Source organism: Micromonospora pallida (assembly GCF_900090325.1).
In the GTDB taxonomy this organism is placed as follows: domain Bacteria; phylum Actinomycetota; class Actinomycetes; order Mycobacteriales; family Micromonosporaceae; genus Micromonospora; species Micromonospora pallida.
Genome location: NZ_FMHW01000002.1, coordinates 3,697,988 through 3,714,628 on the forward strand (window position 1 = coordinate 3,697,988; position 16,641 = coordinate 3,714,628).

Below are 16,641 nucleotides of genomic sequence, written 5' to 3' on the forward strand. Positions count from 1 at the left end.
CGGTCAGCTGCCGGGACTACGCGCGACGCGGATCGTGACGTTGGCGTCGGTGACACTGTCGACCGACACCGTGAAGCCTCCGACCTCGGTGGCCTGCTGGCCGGTGGTGAGGGTGAGCTGCTCGCCGGCCACCTCGACGGTGACCTGATCGTCCTGGGCGCTGATCAGCTTGGCCTCGATGCCGAGGACGTTGGCGCTGGCCTCGACGCCCCGGTCGAAGGTGACCGTACAGGCGTCCAGTCCACAGTCGGTGGTGGCGTTCTCCGAGCTGCAACCGGCGAGCACGGCGACGCCCAGTACAAGGCCGGCGACCAGGCCGGCGGCGCGGCGGGCGGGGGTGAGGGCGGGGGTGGCGCGTCGGTTCGTCACGGAGGCAAGGGTACGCAACCCGCTCCACCCCGGCACCACGACGATCTTGGCTGGCCGGGGCGGGCACGTGTTCACCCCGACCACACCGTCGAGGAGGTCGACCGGTTGCTGGCCGAACCGGACCGGCCGGGTGCGTTCCGGAGGGAGAATGGCCGGGTGAGCTACCTCGTGGAGGACGACCCGGCCCGCCGCCGCTTCGAGATCCTGGTCGACGACGCGCTGGCCGGGTTCACCGCGTACCGGCCGCGCGGCGCAGACGTGCTGGTCTTCACCCACACCGAGGTGGATCCGGCGTTCCGGGGCGCGGGCGTCGGCGAGGCGCTGGTCCGGGGCGCGCTGGACGAGGTACGCCGGCGCGGCGCGCGGGTGGTCCCGCGCTGCCCGTTCATGGCCGCCTTCATCGACCGCCACCCCGGTTACGCCGACCTCGTCACCGCCACCGACGGGTCGTAGCCGGCCGGCGCCGGAGGGCGGCGGGTGGGACTCGGTCAGGCCCGTATCCCGCTGAGGAGTTCGGCGACGGCCCACGCCCCGGCCGTGCTCGCGCCGTGCGTGGCGACGTGCACCCGCCCGGCGACCAGCACCGGAAGGCCGAGTTCGACCACCACCGCGTCCGGGCGGGCGGCCAATATACGCTCCACCGCCGCCCGCATCCACCCGTGCCGATGCAGGTCGCGGACCACCAGCACGAGGGGCCGGCCGGGCGTGCCGGCGGCCGGGTCGGCGGGTACGTCCGCCTCGGCGTACCGGACGGTGGTGGTGCCGGGCAGCAGCTCGGCCAGGGGCGCGCCGATCCCCCACGGGGTCTCCGCGCCGATGGCGATGTTGCGCGGCGGCGCGAACTCCACCACGTGCGCCGGGGCGGTGAGCGGCACCAGCGGTCCGCCGTCGTCGGTGGTGACCCGGACCGCCCGACGCGCGGCGGCCAGCCCGACCCCGTTCCCGCCGGTGTACCGGGGGCGGGCGGCACGGGCGGTGGTGGTCCAGGCGGCGAGCTGGCCGACCCGTTTGGCCGCCTCGGCGAGCCGCTCCTCGGGCAGGTCCCCGGCGACCACCGCCGCCACGATGCCGTCGCGCAGCCGGCGGGCGGTCTCCTCGTCGGCGTGTTCCCCGCCGACGCAGATCGCGTCCGCCCCGGCGGCGAGCGCCCGGACCGTCGCGCCGACCAGGCCGTAGGTGCCGGCGACCGCGCGCATCTCCACCGCGTCGGTCACCACCACGCCGTGGAAGCCCAACTCGTCGCGGAGCAGGTCGGTCAGGACGCGCCGGCTCAGCGTGGCCGGCAGGTCGGGGTCGAGGGCGGGGACCACGAGATGCCCGGTCATCACCGCCTGCACCCCGGCGGCGATGGCGGCCCGGAACGGCACCAGCTCGTTCGCGTCGAGGCGGGCCCGGTCGGCGGTGATCCGGGGCAGGTCGTGGTGCGAGTCGACCCGGGTGTCGCCGTGCCCGGGGAAGTGCTTGGCGCAGGCGGCGACCCCGCCCGCCTGGAGGCCACGGACCCAGGCGGCGGTGTGCCGGGCGACCAGCGCGGGATCGGCGCCGAACGCGCGTACCCCGATCACCGGGTTGTCCGGGTTCGAGTTGACGTCGGCGTCCGGCGCGTAGTCGAGGGTGACGCCGGCGGCGGCCAGCTCCGCCCCGAGGTCCCGGGCCACCTCCTCGGTGAGGGCCACGTCGTCGACGGCGCCGAGGGCGAGGTTGCCCGGACGGGAGCTGCCCGGCCCGGACTCGATCCGGGTCACGTCGCCGCCCTCCTCGTCGATGGCGACGACGACGTCCGGTCGTTCGGCGCGCAGCGCGGCGGTGAGCGCGGCGACCTGGGCCGGGTCGACGACGTTGCGGGCGAACAGGACCACCGAGCCGAGCCCCTCGCCGAGCCACCGGCGGACCCACGGGGGCGGGGTGGTGCCGACGAACCCGGGTTGCAGGACGGCAGCGGCCAGGCTCGCCAGGTTCCCCATCGGTGCGCTCATGTGGCCCCCGTACCCCCTCGGTCTCCGGCGGCGGGCCCGCCCCGCCGCCCGCGGTGCTGTCATGGTCACACCGGACCACCTAATAGTCAATAAACCTTTCTATTACGCGGCGTGACGGACCGATGCCTGCCGTGGCACTCACTGGCCGGGTCGTGCGACAGTGCGGGAGTGCATTCCTCGCTGATCACCGCCGCCGACGAGGTCGACTGGTACGACATCCCCGGGGTCCGCCTGCTGGGGTTGGTCGTCGGCGGCCTGCTCCTGATCGCCGCGATCCGCGCGATGTTCCGCTGATCCTCCCGGTCGGCCCGCCCCGCCGCTGACGCTCTCGCGGCGGGCTCCGCCCCGTCGCCGGGACCGGGTGCCGGACCCGGCATGACGCGTCACCCCCGGGGTACCGCCGAGGTTGTCCGACCGGAGGGCCCGACCACGGACGCGGCGGAGGGGAAACGATGAGGATCGGTTACTTCCTGTCCAGCGAGGAGTTCACGCCGGCCGAACTCCTGGCGCAGGCGCGCGGTGCCGAACGGGCCGGATTCGAGGCACTGTGGATCTCCGACCACTACCACCCCTGGGTGGACGCCCAGGGGCAGAGCCCCTTCGTCTGGTCGATGATCGGTGCGCTCAGCCAGGTCTGCCGGCTGCCGGTCACCACCGCCGTGACCTGCCCGACCGTTCGTATCCACCCGGCGGTGCTGGCCCAGGCCGCGGCCACCAGCTCGGTGCTGCACGCCGGGCGGTTCGTGCTCGGCGTCGGCTCGGGCGAGGCCCTCAACGAGCACATCCTCGGCGACGCGTGGCCGGGCACCGACGTCCGGCTGGAGATGTTGGCGGAGGCGGTCGGGGTGATGCGTGAGCTGTGGGCCGGCGGCTTCGTCAACCACCGGGGCCGGCACTACACGGTGGAGCACGCCCGGATCTACACCCGGCCGGAGACACCCCCGGCGGTCTACGTCTCCGGCTTCGGCCCGAAGGCCGTCGACCTGGCCGCCCGGATCGGCGACGGCTACATCAACACCTCCCCGGACGCCGACCTGGTCCGGCGGTTCCGCGACGGCGGGGGCGGCGACAAGCCGTGCCAGGCCGGTTTCAAGGCCGCGTACGCCGACAGCGTCGACGAGGGCGCGCGGATCGCGTACGAGCGCTGGCCGAACGCCGGGGTGCCGGGCGAGCTGTCCCAGGTGCTCCCCTCGCCGAGGCACTTCGAGCAGGCCGCCCAACTGGTGAGCCCGGACAGCGCGCGGGAGGCGTTCGTCTGCGGCCGGGACGCCGACGCGCACCTGGCGAAGATCGAGGCGTACGCCCGGGCCGGCTTCGACGAGGTGTACGTGGCCAACGTCGGCCCGCACTGGCAGGGGCTGTTCGACTTGTACCAGCGTGCGGTCCTGCCCCGGCTGCGGTGAGCCGGGCAGGACCGCGTCCACCAGCGGAAACGCCCCGGTGCCGCCGGGCCACGCCCCGGTTTCGCCCCCGGCCGGGCCGGGTACCACCGGCCACCGATGAGACGTTTCCGGGACACCACCGCCCTCCGTCGCGCCGCGCGTGACCTGTTCGGTTGGGACGAGCTGCGTCCCAACCAGCTCGCCTCGATGCGGGCAGTGATGCGGCGGCGCGACGCGCTGGTGGTCCTGCCCACCGGCGCGGGGAAGTCCGCCATCTACCAGATCCCGGCGAGCCTCATCCCGGGATGCACCGTGGTGATCTCTCCGCTGCTCGCCCTCCAGCAGGACCAGATCGCCGCCCTGCACGAGCGGCGCCGGCCGGAACTGCGGGCGGTCCGGATCAGTTCCGCCGAGACCCCCAGCCAGCAGGCCAAGGCGCTCGCCGATGTCCGTGACGGGCGGGCGGAGTTCCTCTTCATCACCCCCGAGCAGCTCAGCGACCCGACCCGGCTGGCCGAGGTCCGCGCGCTCAGGCCGGCGCTGGTGGCGATCGACGAGGCGCACTGCATCTCCGCCTGGGGGCACGACTTCCGCCCCGACTACCTGGCACTGGGGCACCTGATCGAGGGCATCGGCCGGCCGCCGGTGGTGGCGTTGACCGCGACCGCGTCGCCGCCGGTCCGCGACGACATCGTCGCCCGGCTGCGCCTGCGTGACCCGGAGCTGGTGCTGTCCGGGCTGGACCGGCCGAACCTCTTCCTGGAGGTCGCGCACTGTCCCACCGAGGACTACCGGTGGCGGCGGCTGGTCGCGCTGCTGCGCGAGGACGAGCGGCCGGGCATCATCTACACCCCGACCCGACGGTCGGCGGAGGAACTGGCCGGACGGCTCACCGACGCCGGTTTTCCCGCGCAGTACTACCACGGCGGCATGCCGGCCGGTGCCCGCGACGAACTGCACCGCGCCTTCCTCGCCGACCAGGTGCCGATCATGGTGGCGACCTCGGCGTTCGGCATGGGCATCGACAAGCCGAACATCGCCTGGGTGGTGCACGTGGCGTTGCCGGACTCGCCGGACAGCTACTTCCAGGAGATCGGCCGGGCCGGACGGGACGGCCAGCCGGCCCGGGTGCTGTTGCTCTGGCAGGCCGAGGACATCGGGCTGCAACGCTACTTCACCGGCGGCCTGCCGGACGAGCGGCAACTCCACGAACTGGCCGCACTGCTGCACGCCAAGCCGGTCAACCGCAAGCAGTTGCGGGAGCTGACCGGTCTCGGCCCCCGCAAGCTCGGCCAGTACCTCGCCCTGCTCGAACAGGTCGGTGCCGTCGCGCCCCGGGGCCGGCAGCTGATCGGCGCCCCCCGCTACGCCCCGGCCCCCCGGGACGCCGCGCGGGCGGCATTGGCCGAGGCGGAACGCCAGCAGACCGTGACCCGGTCCCGGACCGACATGATGCGGGCCTTCGCCGAGACCACCGGCTGCCGGGGGCAGGCGCTGCTGGCGTACTTCGGGGAACAGATGACCGAGGTCTGCGGGCACTGCGACAACTGCCACGCCGGCACCAGCGTCGCCGTCGTCCGCGAGGCCGACGACTCGCCCTTCCCGGTGCACAGCCAGGTCCGTCATCCGGAGTGGGGCGCCGGCATGGTGCTCGGCTACGAGGAGGACCGGATGACGGTTCTCTTCGACGACGTCGGGTACAAGACGCTGTCCGTGCCCGTGGTGAGTGGGCAGTCGTTACTGACACTCGTCTAGCCTGATTCCTTGCCGCCGTAGGGCGGTGCCGTCGAGGTTGGTGCACAGCGAGAGGGGCGAAGGCGTGATCGAACAGCCGGCGTACACCGGGTTCGGGTTCTCCGACGAGGAGTGGGGGCTGCTGGTCGGCCTGCCCCAGGCGATCCTGACCGCGGCGAGCGCGGCGGAGTCCGACGGCACCCGGCGCACCCGGGCGGAGACCGCCGCCGGACTGGAGACCATCTCGGCCGGCCGGGAGTCGGCGAGCCCGCTGGTCGCCGCCGTGGCCGGGGAGATCGTCGCCCGGGTGGGCGACCCGGAGGCCGGCGAGGAACTGCCGGTGCTCGCGCCGTCGGATCCGCAGGCGCTGATCGACGACGTACTGACCCGGGCCGGGCAGGCCGCCGCGCTGCTCGCCACGCGGGTGGACGAGGGGCAGGCCGGGGCGTACCGGCACTGGCTGGTGGAGGTCGCCGACCAGGTGGTCACGGCAGCCGCGACGGGCGGGATCCTCGGCATCGGCGGGGACGTGGTCAGCGACTCCGAGCGCCGGTTCCGGGACCGCCTCGCGCAGGTGCTCAACGACTGATCCGCGCCGTACTCCCGCGACCTGGTGGCCGTCAGGTCAGCGTCGTGGGGAGGTTGCCGGCCGTCCCGCCCCGCCGGTCGGGACGGCCGTCCGCGTCCGTCGGCTTCGGACCCCGTGGGTGGTCAGCGCGGTGGAGGTATCCTCGCGGTAGCCGTCCGTGACCCTGCCCAAACACCACGTCCGGGCTGCCGGCGCCGTCCGGACGATGAGGACGGTGTCGGTCAGGAAGTGGGGATGATGCTGCCGACGGAGAGCGTGGACACCCGGCACCTGCCACCGGCCGACCGGTGGCCGTACTGGCTGGAGGTGACCGGGCGGGCCGTCGCGCCGCTCGCCATGACCACCGAGCACGCAGCCGACTTCCAGGGCGGCGCCCGGCTGATCGACCTCGGCGGCGTCCAGCTCACCCGGTTCCACTACCAGTCGCTCACGGGGCGACGCACCCCGAAGCTCATCCGGCAGGCCGATCCCGGCATCTACCAGCTGGCCCTGACCCTGACCGGGTCCAGCGGGATCAGCGCCGCCCGGCGGCACACCATGGTCGGCCGGGACGCCTTCACCCTCCTCGACTACGGCCGGCCGCACCAGCTCTTCCACCACGCCGACCAGGGCGGCCTGGCACCGGCCGCCTCGGCGACGGTGGTGGTCCCCCGGTCCCTGTTGCCGCTGCCGGCGAACAAGATCGACCGGCTCGCGGCCGGTCGACTCTCCGGGACGGAGGGGATGGGCGCTCTCCTCGCCCAGCACCTCAACCAGCTCACCCGCCACCCGGAGCAGTACGCCGCCAGCGAGGCGCCCCGGCTGGCCGGCCTCACCCTCGACCTCGTCTCCGCCCTGCTCGCCCGACAGCTCGACCTCGAGGCGGCGCTCCCCGTCGACGTCCGGCAGCAGGCGACGCTGGCGCAGGTCCGTGCCTTCATCGACCGGCACCTCGGCGACCCGATGCTGACCCCGCAGACCGTGGCCGACGCGCACCACGTCTCGCTGCGCTCGCTGCACCGGCTCTTCGCCGAGGAGCCGGACACGGTCGCCCAGTTGATCCGCCGGCGTCGGCTGGAGCGCTGCCGGCGGGACCTGGCCGACCCGAGGCTGCGTAACCGGCCGGTGCAGGCGATCGGCTGGCGCTGGGGATTCACCGACAAGGCGCACTTCAGTCGGGCCTTCCGGGCGGCGTACGGGATGAGCCCCCGGTCGTACCGGGCGGCCCACGAGTTGGCACGGACGGTCAACCCGGTGGCACGCTCGGACAACCGACCCCCGGCATACTGGCCACTGACCGGCTGAGTGCCGGTCCGGTGACCGGCTGCGAGGAGAGGGCCGCGCGGGCAACGGGGGTTGCGGCAGCGCCCCGCCGGCCGCAGTGCCGGTGTGACGTGAGCTCAGGCCGCGACGTCGCTCTCCGGGCACCCGGTCCCCCGTCGTCCGGCCCCGGGCCGAACGCCCGGCCCCACCGTCGCCTCCGCCAGGCCGGGTGGGGCCGGTCAGGCCTCCTCGAGCGGGGCCAGCCCAGGTCTCCTCCAGCAGGGCCAGTTCAGCTTTCCTCGAGCAGGGCCAGCACCGCCCGCTCGGCCTCCGGCCGGGGCGTGTCCGGGTCCACCGGAACGACCACCCCGTCCTGGTAGAGGTCCACCACCCGGGGGTCCACGTAGGAGGCCCGGGCCACGGTGGGGGTGTTGCCGAGCAGTTCGGCGACGGCCCGCATGACCGCGGCGACCGCCCGCCGCCGGGCCGTGACCGAGCGCCGGACGCCCGTCGCGGCCAGGTCGACGGCGGCCAGCACGGTGGCGTGCCAGGTCCGGAAGTCCTTGGCGGTCATCTCCCCACCGCTGGCCTCGCGCAGGTAGTCGTTGACCTCGTCGCTGCGCACGTCCCGCCAGGTGGTGCCGTCCCAGTAGCCGAAGAGGCGGTCCGCCGAGCGTCGCTGGCGACGCAGGTTGCGCAGCACCTGGCACAGCTCCGGATCGTCGATCCGACGCACCTGGTCGATGCCGCCCTTGGCGGGGAAGGAGAGGACCACGCAACCGCTCCGGGAGCGGGTGTGCTCGGGGCGCAGGGTGGCTACGCCGAAAGTCGGGTCGTCGCCGGCCGCGTACTGGTCGCTGCCGACCCGGAACGTCCCCATGTCCAGCAGCCGGGTCACCGTCGCCAGGACCCGGTCACGGCGCAACCCCCGGCCGGTCAGGTCCCGCTCGACCCGCTCGCGCAGCGCCGGCAGCCGGCGGGCCACCTCCAGCACGTGGTCGAACTTCGCCTCGTCGCGCCGACGCCGCCATTCCGGGTGGTAGAGGTACTGCTTGCGGCCGGCCGCGTCGATTCCGGTCGCCTGGATGTGCCCGTTCGGATACGGGCTGATCCAGACGTCCCGCCAGGCCGGCGGGACGACCAGGTCCCGCAGCCGGGCCAGTTGGTCCGGGTCGCGCACGGTCGCGCCGGCCGGGTCGACGAAGCGCCAGCCCCGGCCCGCCCGCCGACGTCCGTACCCCGGCCCGCCCGGATCACTACGCCGCAACCGCACCGCCGTCCCGCACCACCCGCTCCGCCTCGTCCACCGCCGCCAACACCCGGTCGACGGGGAGCGCCGCCATCGTCGGGTGGACACCTACTCCGTCCCACTCCGGGCCCTCACCCGGCCCGGCCCAGAGCGCCCGGTGTCGGGGACGGTCCGGGGGCGGCCCCCAGCGCGTGGGCGGGACCGGGCCGAACAGCACCACCGACGGGGTGCCGTAGCCGGTCGCCAGGTGGGCGACCCCGGTGTCGCCGCTGACCACCAGGCGGGCGTGGGCGACCAGGGCGGCCAGGTCGGCCAGGCCGGTCCGGCCGGCCAGCACCGCCGTGGCCGGCAGGCCCGCCCGCCGGGTCACCTGCTCGGCGACGCTGAGTTCGGTGGCCGAGCCGGTCACCACCACCCGGTGCCCGTGCCGGTTCAGGTGCCGGGCCACGGCGGCGAACCGTGCGGGCGACCAGCGTTTCGCCGGGATCTTCGTGCCCGGATGCAGCACGGTCACGCCGACCGGCACCCGGTCCGGCACGGGTCTTCCGAGGGACAGGTCGTTCGGGTCGGCGCGCAGGCCGTACCAGTCGAGCAGCCGGCACCAGCGGCGCACCTCGTGCTCCGCGTCGTCCCACTCCGGGCCGTCGGCGTGCCCGGCCGGCGGGCAGCGGAACGCGAGCAGCCGGCCGGGGTCGGTGGCGCGCAGCAGTTCGTGCGACCGCGGCCCACGGCCATGCAGGTTGACCGCGATCTCGGGGGTCGGCCCCGACCAGGGCGGCGGGTCCAGCCCGGCCACCGGGAACACCCGGTCGACGCCGCCGACCAGGTCGACCAGGGGGGTCAACCAGTCCGGGGCGGCCAGCACCAGTTCCCGGTCCGGGTGTCCGGCGCGCAGGGCGCGCAGCGCGGGGACGGCGGTGGCGAGGTCGCCGACGCCGAGCGCGCGCAACACCAGGATCATGGGTACGAGGACTCCTGTTCGGCGCAGACGACCATCTCCCGGACGGCGCAGCCGGCCGGCTGGGACAGGGCGAACAGCACTGCGGCGGCGGTGTCGGCGGGCTCGTTCAGGGCCGCGTCGGGACCCGGCCGGTACTGGTCATCCCGGTCGTCGAAGAACGGGGTGCGCATGCCGCCGGGGATCAGCAGGGTGACCCCGACCGAGCCGGCGAGTTCCGCGGCGAGCGCCCGGGTGAAGCCGACCACGCCGAACTTCGCCGCGCAGTACGCGGTGGCGTCGCCGACCGCCTTGACCCCGAGGGTGGAGGCGACGGTGACCACGGTGCCCCGGGAGCTGACCAGGTAGGGCAGGGCGGCCCGGATCACCGCGGCGGTGGCGAGCAGGTCGACGGCGACGATCCGGTCCCAGGTGTCCCCGGGTACGTCGGCCAGCCGGCCGGGCACGTCGATGCCGGCGGCGGTGACCACCGCGTCCAGTCCTCCGGAGCGTTCGGCGAGTTCCCGGGTGGCGGCCTCGGCGGCCCGGGTGTCGGCCAGGTCGCACTCGACCCAGGGCACGCCGTCGCCGGGCGGGTTCCGGTCCAGCACCACCGGCCGGGCACCGGCCCGGGCGACGGCGGTGACGACGGCGGCACCGAGTCCGCTCGCCCCGCCGGTGATCAGGACGGTCGACCCGGCGGTGAGGGCACCGCTGCTCATCGTGCTCCTTCCGTGGGCTGGCGCTTCGCGGCGCCCGGCATCAGGCTGGCCGGGTCGGGTCCGAGCCGGTCGGCGGGGGTGCCGCCGACCGCGTGGGCCGCCGCGATCAGGTCGCTGGTGGAGCGTCCCGGCAGGTACGGCACCACCACGGTGTGCCCGCCCCAGCGGCGTAGCAGCTCCGCCTCGGGCAGCACCGGTTCGTCCCCGGCCCCGGTGGCGTAGTCGCCGCCCTTGACCCAGACGTCCGGTCGGAGCCAGGACAGCATCGCGTGCGGCGTCGGCTCGTCGAAGATCACCACCGCGTCGACGCAGCTCAACGCGGTGAGCAGCCGACCGCGGTCGCCCTGGGACACCACCGGCCGGTCCGGCCCCTTGAGGCCGTTGACGCTGGCGTCGGAGTTCAGGCAGACCACCAGGCAGTCGCCGAGTCGCCGGGCGGCCTGAAGGGTGGCGACGTGCCCGGCGTGCAGCAGGTCGAAACAGCCACCGGTGGCGACCACCGTGCCGCCGGCCGCCCGGACCGCGGCGACCACCTCCCCGGCCGCCGCCGCGCCGACCCGTTCCCCGCCGGTTCCGGCGGTGGCCGGGGCGGGACCGGTCACCGGGACGGGCGGCAGCCCGGCCACTCCCCCGGCGGCCACGTACGCCGACGCCTCGGCCACCGCGAGCTGCACCGCCTCGGAGACCAGCGCGCCCCGGGCGAGGGCGACGGCGGCGGTCGCGGCGAACCGGTCCCCGGCTCCACAGGTGTCCCCCTCCGCGCTGCCGGGCGCGGGCACCACGAGCGGGGTGGACCCGGCGTGGCAGAGCAAGGCGCCGTCGGCGCCCAGGGTCACCGCGACCGCGCCGGCCCGCCACCGCTGCCGCAGTCCCTGCGCGCCCCGGGCCGCGGTGGCCAGGCGGGACGGCCCGGGTTGCGCCTCCGCCAGCTCGCGGACCTCCGCCTCGTTCGGGGTGGCCAGGTGCACGCCGGGTACGGCCGCCGGGCCACGCGGGTGCGGGTCCCAGACCACCGGCGCGGCGGTGGCGGCCAGCGCGGCGCGCAGCGCCGGTTGCCGGGCCACGCCCCGGCCGTAGTCGCTGACCAGCACCGCGGACGCCTCGGCGATCAGCCGCAGCACCGCCTCGCCGGGCTCCCCCGGCCGGCCCGGCGTCCCGCCCCGGTCGTGTCGCAGCAGCACCCGGCCCCGCGCCCGCAGGCGGATCTTCTCGGGGGTCGCACCGGCCAGCGGCAGCGCGTACACCTGCACCCCGGCGGCGGTCAGCAGGCAACTGAGCCGGGCCCCGGCGGCGTCGTCGGCCAGCGCCGTGACGAGGGCGACCTCGACGCCCCGCGCGGCGGCGAAGAGCGCCGCGAGACCCGCGCCGCCGGGGCGTTCGACGTGCGTGGTCTCGTCCAGCACCGGGCCCGGGGAGTCCGGGCAGAGCCGGTTCACCACCCCCTCCACGTCCCGGTCGAGCAGGACGTCACCGACCACCACCACCGGTCCCGTCACGTCGTACCCCCGCCCGACCCGGCGGCCCCGTCGAGCGCGACCTCCACGCCGGTACGCAGCGCCGCGCGGGTGTCCGCGACCGGCTGCGGCGGCCCGGCGGTGGCCGCGCCCACCGGCAGCGGCAGTGCCCGGTCGACGTGCTCGCAGAGCACGTGCACCGAGACCAGGTGCAACTCCTGCACGATCTGGCTGTCCGGGGCGGCGACGGCCAGCGCGTCGTGGCAGGCCCCGGCGAGAGGGTTGGGCGCCGGCCCGGTCATCGCCCAGCACCGCAGCCCGGCCTCCCGGCCGGCACGGGCGGCGGCGAGCAGGTTACCGCTGGTGCCGCTGGTGGAGAGCAACAGCAGGATGTCGTCCGGCCGGCCATGGGCCCGCACCTGGCGGGCGAAGACCTCGTCGTAGCCGTAGTCGTTGCCGATCGCGGTGAGCGCGCTGGTCTCGGCGTGCAGGGCGATGGCGGACAGCGGCTGCCGGTCGTGGCGCAGCTTGCCGACGAGTTCGGCGGTGAGGTGCTGGGCCTCCGCCGCGCTGCCCCCGTTGCCGGCGACCAGCAGCCGCCCGCCGGCGGTCAGGGTCGCCGCGAGGGTGTTCCCCCAGTCGGCGAGCCGGGCCGCCGAGCGTCGGTACGCGCGCAGGGCCACGGCCAGGTCGGCCAGGTGCGCCTCCAGCACCGTGGGGGCCGGCATCAGGCGACCACCCGGGTCGGCCGACGCGCGGCCGTCACCGCCGCGTACACCTCGGCCAACTGCCCCGCGGTACGGGTCCAGGAGTACCGCTCCCGGGCCCGGTCCAGCGCGGCGGTGGCGTACGCGAACCGCCGTTCCCGGTCGGTCAGGAGCCGGCGGATCGCCGTGCCGAGCGCGTCCGGGTCGCGGGGCGGCACCAGGTCCCCGGTGAGCCCGTCGACCACGGTGTCGACGATCCCGCCGACGGCGGCACCCACCACCGGAACCCCGCAGGCCATGCCCTCGAGCGGGGTGAGGCCGAACGGCTCGTACCAGGGGGCGGCGACGAGGATGTCGGCCGAGCGGTACCAGCGGCCCATCTCCTCGCGGGGCACCGCGCCGACGAGGCGTACCCGGTCGGCGACGCCGCAGGCCGCGGCGAGCGCCCGCAGCCGGCGGGCGTGCGGGTCGTCGTCGATCGCGCCGGCCGGTGGGCCGCCCACCACCACGCACTCCGCGTCCGGCACGGCGCGCATCGCCCGGATCACCTCCTGGAAGCCCTTCCGCTCCACCAGTCGTCCCACGGTCAGTACCCGGGCCAGCCCGTCGGCCCGGTCCGCGACCGGCCCGACCGGGGTGAAGGCGCGCAGGTTCACCCCGGAGGGGACGACGGTCATCCGGGACCGGGGCACCCCCATCGCGACCAGCTCGCGGACCTCGTCGCGGCTCTGCGCGACGATCCGGTCGACGGACACGCCCAGGGCGCGCTCGTAGTCCACCCGTCCGGCCGGGCTGGTGTCCCGCGTCCCCTGGTGGCGTCGCTTGACCGTGCCGAGCGCGTGGTAGGTCTGCACCACCGGCACCCCGGTGCGCCGGCCGGCGCTCAACGCGGCCAGGCCACTCATCCAGAAGTGCGCGTGCGCCACCTCGGGCGCCCAGCCGCCGGAACCCCACCATCGGGCCAGCCAGTCGGCGAACGGCTCCATGTAGGGCAGCAGGGTGTCCTTGCCGACCGGCTCGGGCGGGCCGGCGGGGACGTGCACCACCTCGTAGCCCTCGGCGGTCCGGACGGACACCGGCAACGCGACGGAGTCCCGGCGGGTGTAGACCCGGACGTCGTGGCCGGCGGCAGCGAGTGCCGTGGCCAACTCCGCGACGTGGGTGTTCTGCCCGCCGGCGTCCTCCCCGCCGAGGACGGCGAGCGGGCTGGCGTGCTCCGAGATCATCGCGATGCGCATGCTTCCTCCTCCAGCAGCCGGTCCCAGTCGGCGAGGAATCGGTCCAGGCCGTACCGGGCCCCGGCCGCCGCGCGGGCCTCGGCGCCCACCCGGCGGGCGGTCGCGGGATCGGCCACGAACCGGCGGGCGGCCTCCAGCAGGGTGTCGATCCGGGTGGAGAGCACGCCCGCGTCGGGCGGCACGGCCACCATCGCCTCGGTGGTGGCCAGGGCGACCACCGGCATGCCGATCGCCATCGCCTCGACCAGGCTCAGCCCGAGCGAGGTCCACCGGCACAGGTGCAGGTACGCCCGCCGCCGCGCCAGCTCGGCGTGCATCCGTTCCTGCGGCACGTCGTCGTGTGCGGTCACCCGGTCCGGCGGCAGGCCCAGCCGGTCGGCCAGCCCGGCCACCCCCATGCCGAAGACGTCCAGCGGGGCGACCTCGGCGAACCGGGGCAGCAGGTCGGTACCGGTGACCCGCCAGCGCCGCACCGGCTCGTTGATCACCACGGCCAGCCGGTCCAGTTCGCCGGTGTACGTGACACGCGGCGGCACCACGCCGTGCTCGACGACGGTGGTACGGGTGCCGCCGGTGTCCCAGAACAGCTCGTTGAACCCGGTGACGTGGGCGATCAGCAGGTCGTCGCGGTCGGCCATCGGGTGCCGGGTGTTCGGCACGTCCCCCTTGGGGGTGTTGTGCTCGACGTACACGGCGGGGACCTCCCGGCCGACCCGGCGGCCCAGCCACTCGCAGGCCAGGTCGTACTCCTCGGGCCGTTGGAGCACCACCACGTCGACCTCGGCCCGACGCAGCGCGGCCGGTTCCACCTCGACGGCGCTGTCCGGCCAGGGGTAGGTCCGGGCCCGACCCAACCCGTACGGACCCCGGTCCGGGGTGACCGGCACCAGGTAGCGGTGCTTGCCGTGGACGAAGGAGGTGGTCCAGGAGCCGTGCACGTGCCAGAGCAGGACGTTCACCGGCCACCTCCAGCGGGGTTCAGGCCGGTGCCGACCCCGACGCCGGGATCGCCGCCCGGGGCGACGCCGAGCAGGCGTACCGCGTCGACCACCTCGGCCGGGTCGATCCGGGACAGGCAGGGGTGGCCGGGCACCGGGCACTGCGCGGCGCGGGTGTCCCGGCAGGGGGCGGCGGCGTCACCGAGACGGACGGTGGGCACCCGGTACGGCCCCCACTGCCCGAACGGCACGGTCGGTGCGAACAGGCTCACCACCGGTACGCCGAGCGCGGCGGCGAGGTGCGCGGGACCGGTGTTGCCGACCACCACGGCACCGGCGGCGGCGATGACGGCGGCGAGGTCGGCCAGCCGGGTCCGCCCGCCGAGGTCCACCCCACCGGCGCCGGCCACCCGGGCGGTCAGTCCGACCTGGTCCGGTCCACCGGTGACCACCACCCGGTGCCCGGCGGCGGTGAGCGCGGTGACCACGTCGACGTGCACCGGCACCGGGCAGGCCCGGGCCGGCACCGAGGCACCGGGATGCACCACCAGGTAACCGGGCGGCGCGGGCGGTGGTGGCAGCGCCTCCGGGCGCAGCCGCAGCACCGGTTCGTCGCCGGGCGGCAGGGCGAAGCCGGCCGCGGCGGCCAGGGACAGCGCCCGCTCCGGCTCCGGCACGCCCACCGGCACCCGGTGCCGGACGTCCAGCAGCGAGCCCGGATAGTCGTCGCTGACCGCGCTGATCCGCCGCACCCCGGCCATCCGCAGCAGCAGCGCCAGCGGCAGCGGCGACTGGTGGAACGAGGTGAACACCACCGCCTCGTCCGCGTCCACCCCGGCCAGCCGGGCCAGCAGCGCGTCCATCCGTTCCCGGTCGACCGCGCCGGGCACCGGGTCGATCCACGGCAGCGGCCACTCGACGACGTCGTCCACGCCGGGGAGCAGCTCGGCCGCGGCCCGCCCCCGGGGACCGCAGAGCAGCACCACCCGGCGGGCGCCCGCCGCCACCGCCCGGATCGCCGGTCCGGTCACCAGCACGTCACCGGCCGAGTCGGCCCGGACCACCAGCACCGTGCCGGACCGCCGGGGCAGGTCCGGCACCACGGCGGCCTGCCGGCGCAGGATCTCCGCCACCGCCGCCGGCAGGTCACGGGCCACCACGGGCGCGGCGGCCACCTCCTCCGCCCGGGTTACCGGGGTCGGCACCAGCACCCCGGTCGCCCCGGCGGCCAGGGCGGCGCTCATGTCGCGGCCGATGTCCCCCACCACCACGCACCGCCCCGGGGACGTGCCCAGCCCCCGCGCCGCCGCCCGGACCAGGCCGGGCGCGGGCTTGCGGCAGCCGCAGCCGTCGCCGTCGTCGTGCGGGCACACCTGCCAGGTGTCGAACGGACCGAGCAACTCCTCCACCCGGGCATGTACGCGGCGCATGTCCGCCTCGGTGAACAGCCCACGGGCCAGCCCCGACTGGTTGGTCACCACGCCCAGGCGCAGCCCGGCGGCCCGCAGCCGGTCCAGCGCCGCCCGCGCCCCCGGCACCGGACGGACCTTGTCCGGGTCGCCGTTGTACGGCACGTCCTCGACCAGCGTGCCGTCCCGGTCGAACAGCACGGCGTCGTACAGCACGGCAGCGGAACCGGGCACCGGGTCAGAACCGGCGTTTCCCCCGGCTGACCTGCGCTGATACCCCCCGTGGCCGCCTCGCACGGCCGGCGGGTTCCCGACCGCCGGGGGCGTAAACCTCGCCAACGGGGCGTACGGGTCGCCGGCGGCACGGCCGTCCCGTCGTGCCGGCGTGGCGCGGGCCCCGCGCCACGCCGCCTCGGGGGGAGAGGATGCCACCAGGCGCGGCGTACCCGTCGGCTCGGGCCACCCGGGCTCCGTCGGCCTTACCCGTCGCCCCGGGGAAGCTAATGGCTCGTCTTTGAACGTTGTCCGGGTAATCGGTCGGCTCCGGAAAGTGTCGTACCGGTGGTGTTGGCTGCTTGCTATGTCTCGTTGTCGGGATCCGGGTGCGCCTCTGGTGGTGCATCGGACTGCCCGTGTCGGGTGCGGGTGACGTCGGGGCAGCGTCGGCGGTGTTTCGGGTTGCTGCGGTCGGCCGG

General features: G+C 75.6%; 16 protein-coding genes. 6 read left to right on the forward strand and 10 right to left on the reverse strand.

The genetic code is table 11. The features are described from left to right. Positions 1 to 3 precede the first annotated feature (3 nt). Positions 4 to 369, reverse strand: coding sequence for a hypothetical protein (locus tag GA0074692_RS14890; protein WP_091644999.1), 366 nt, complete (start codon positions 367 to 369; stop codon positions 4 to 6). 156 nt (positions 370 to 525) lie between these two features. Here GA0074692_RS14890 and GA0074692_RS14895 point away from each other — a divergent pair, with 156 nt between their 5' ends. Further along, on the forward strand, positions 526 to 822 hold the full coding sequence (locus GA0074692_RS14895; RefSeq protein WP_091653478.1) for a GNAT family N-acetyltransferase: 297 nt from the start codon (positions 526 to 528) through the stop codon (positions 820 to 822). Positions 823 to 857: 35 nt separating this feature from the next. Here the strand turns inward: GA0074692_RS14895 and GA0074692_RS14900 are convergent, their stop codons facing one another. Next, positions 858 to 2,345, reverse strand: a complete 1,488-nt coding sequence (locus GA0074692_RS14900) for a glycoside hydrolase family 3 protein (protein ID WP_091645001.1) — start codon at positions 2,343 to 2,345, stop codon at positions 858 to 860. A gap of 168 nt (positions 2,346 to 2,513) precedes the next feature. Between GA0074692_RS14900 and GA0074692_RS36520 the strand changes: the two genes are divergently transcribed. The 5 genes from GA0074692_RS36520 (at position 2,514) to GA0074692_RS14920 (ending at position 7,334) form a co-directional block, all read left to right on the forward strand. Continuing rightward, entirely contained in the window at positions 2,514 to 2,639 is a 126-nt protein-coding gene (locus tag GA0074692_RS36520) for a hypothetical protein (protein WP_269148516.1), read from the forward strand. A gap of 158 nt (positions 2,640 to 2,797) precedes the next feature. Next, positions 2,798 to 3,748, forward strand: a complete 951-nt coding sequence (locus tag GA0074692_RS14905; RefSeq protein ID WP_091645003.1) for a TIGR03557 family F420-dependent LLM class oxidoreductase — start codon at positions 2,798 to 2,800, stop codon at positions 3,746 to 3,748. Positions 3,749 to 3,844: 96 nt separating this feature from the next. Then, a complete protein-coding gene (locus tag GA0074692_RS14910) occupies positions 3,845 to 5,482 on the forward strand; it encodes a RecQ family ATP-dependent DNA helicase (protein WP_091645005.1) in 1,638 nt (545 codons plus the stop codon). A 64-nt stretch (positions 5,483 to 5,546) separates the two neighbouring features. After that, positions 5,547 to 6,050 (forward strand): hypothetical protein, encoded by a 504-nt coding sequence (locus GA0074692_RS14915; protein ID WP_091645007.1) that lies wholly within the window; start codon positions 5,547 to 5,549, stop codon positions 6,048 to 6,050. A gap of 234 nt (positions 6,051 to 6,284) precedes the next feature. Further along, positions 6,285 to 7,334: an AraC-like ligand-binding domain-containing protein gene (locus tag GA0074692_RS14920; RefSeq protein ID WP_218106669.1), complete on the forward strand. Its 1,050-nt coding sequence runs from the start codon at positions 6,285 to 6,287 to the stop codon at positions 7,332 to 7,334. Positions 7,335 to 7,581: 247 nt separating this feature from the next. Here GA0074692_RS14920 and GA0074692_RS14925 read toward each other — a convergent pair whose 3' ends face one another. Genes GA0074692_RS14925 through GA0074692_RS14960 form a run of 8 tightly spaced genes read right to left on the reverse strand, consistent with a single transcriptional unit; the run spans position 7,582 to position 16,243 of the window. Beyond that, positions 7,582 to 8,565 carry a DNA topoisomerase IB gene (locus tag GA0074692_RS14925; protein WP_091645009.1) on the reverse strand — a complete coding sequence of 328 codons (984 nt, stop codon included), beginning with the start codon at positions 8,563 to 8,565 and terminating at the stop codon, positions 7,582 to 7,584. Then, positions 8,549 to 9,502, reverse strand: a complete 954-nt coding sequence (locus tag GA0074692_RS14930) for a glycosyltransferase family 9 protein (protein WP_091645012.1) — start codon at positions 9,500 to 9,502, stop codon at positions 8,549 to 8,551. The genes GA0074692_RS14925 and GA0074692_RS14930 overlap by 17 nt, the downstream gene beginning before the upstream one ends. Then, entirely contained in the window at positions 9,499 to 10,200 is a 702-nt protein-coding gene (locus tag GA0074692_RS14935; protein WP_091645015.1) for an SDR family oxidoreductase, read from the reverse strand. Before GA0074692_RS14935 ends, GA0074692_RS14930 begins: the two co-directional genes overlap by 4 nt. Further along, entirely contained in the window at positions 10,197 to 11,696 is a 1,500-nt protein-coding gene (locus GA0074692_RS14940; protein ID WP_091645018.1) for a PfkB family carbohydrate kinase, read from the reverse strand. The genes GA0074692_RS14935 and GA0074692_RS14940 overlap by 4 nt, the downstream gene beginning before the upstream one ends. Further along, positions 11,693 to 12,385, reverse strand: coding sequence for a D-sedoheptulose-7-phosphate isomerase (locus GA0074692_RS14945; RefSeq protein ID WP_091653482.1), 693 nt, complete (start codon positions 12,383 to 12,385; stop codon positions 11,693 to 11,695). Before GA0074692_RS14945 ends, GA0074692_RS14940 begins: the two co-directional genes overlap by 4 nt. Beyond that, positions 12,382 to 13,599, reverse strand: a complete 1,218-nt coding sequence (locus GA0074692_RS14950; RefSeq protein WP_091645021.1) for a glycosyltransferase — start codon at positions 13,597 to 13,599, stop codon at positions 12,382 to 12,384. The genes GA0074692_RS14945 and GA0074692_RS14950 overlap by 4 nt, the downstream gene beginning before the upstream one ends. Next, entirely contained in the window at positions 13,584 to 14,558 is a 975-nt protein-coding gene (locus tag GA0074692_RS14955) for a glycosyltransferase (protein ID WP_091645023.1), read from the reverse strand. The genes GA0074692_RS14950 and GA0074692_RS14955 overlap by 16 nt, the downstream gene beginning before the upstream one ends. Beyond that, complete coding sequence (locus tag GA0074692_RS14960; RefSeq protein WP_425413387.1) at positions 14,555 to 16,243, reverse strand: HAD-IIIA family hydrolase; 1,689 nt, start codon at positions 16,241 to 16,243, stop codon at positions 14,555 to 14,557. The genes GA0074692_RS14955 and GA0074692_RS14960 overlap by 4 nt, the downstream gene beginning before the upstream one ends. Between the last annotated feature and the right edge of the window lie 398 nt (positions 16,244 to 16,641).

What these genes read in the sequence shown, in the direction of transcription:
- GA0074692_RS14935 (WP_091645015.1), bottom strand. Translation starts at nt 10,200, where the DNA reads ATGAGCAGCGGTGCCCTCACCGCCGGGTCGACCGTCCTGATCACCGGC.
- GA0074692_RS14905 (WP_091645003.1), top strand. Translation starts at nt 2,798, where the DNA reads ATGAGGATCGGTTACTTCCTGTCCAGCGAGGAGTTCACGCCGGCCGAA.
- GA0074692_RS14900 (WP_091645001.1), bottom strand. Translation starts at nt 2,345, where the DNA reads ATGAGCGCACCGATGGGGAACCTGGCGAGCCTGGCCGCTGCCGTCCTG.
- GA0074692_RS14920 (WP_218106669.1), top strand. Translation starts at nt 6,285, where the DNA reads ATGATGCTGCCGACGGAGAGCGTGGACACCCGGCACCTGCCACCGGCC.
- GA0074692_RS14930 (WP_091645012.1), bottom strand. Translation starts at nt 9,502, where the DNA reads ATGATCCTGGTGTTGCGCGCGCTCGGCGTCGGCGACCTCGCCACCGCC.
- GA0074692_RS14910 (WP_091645005.1), top strand. Translation starts at nt 3,845, where the DNA reads ATGAGACGTTTCCGGGACACCACCGCCCTCCGTCGCGCCGCGCGTGAC.
- GA0074692_RS14950 (WP_091645021.1), bottom strand. Translation starts at nt 13,599, where the DNA reads ATGCGCATCGCGATGATCTCGGAGCACGCCAGCCCGCTCGCCGTCCTC.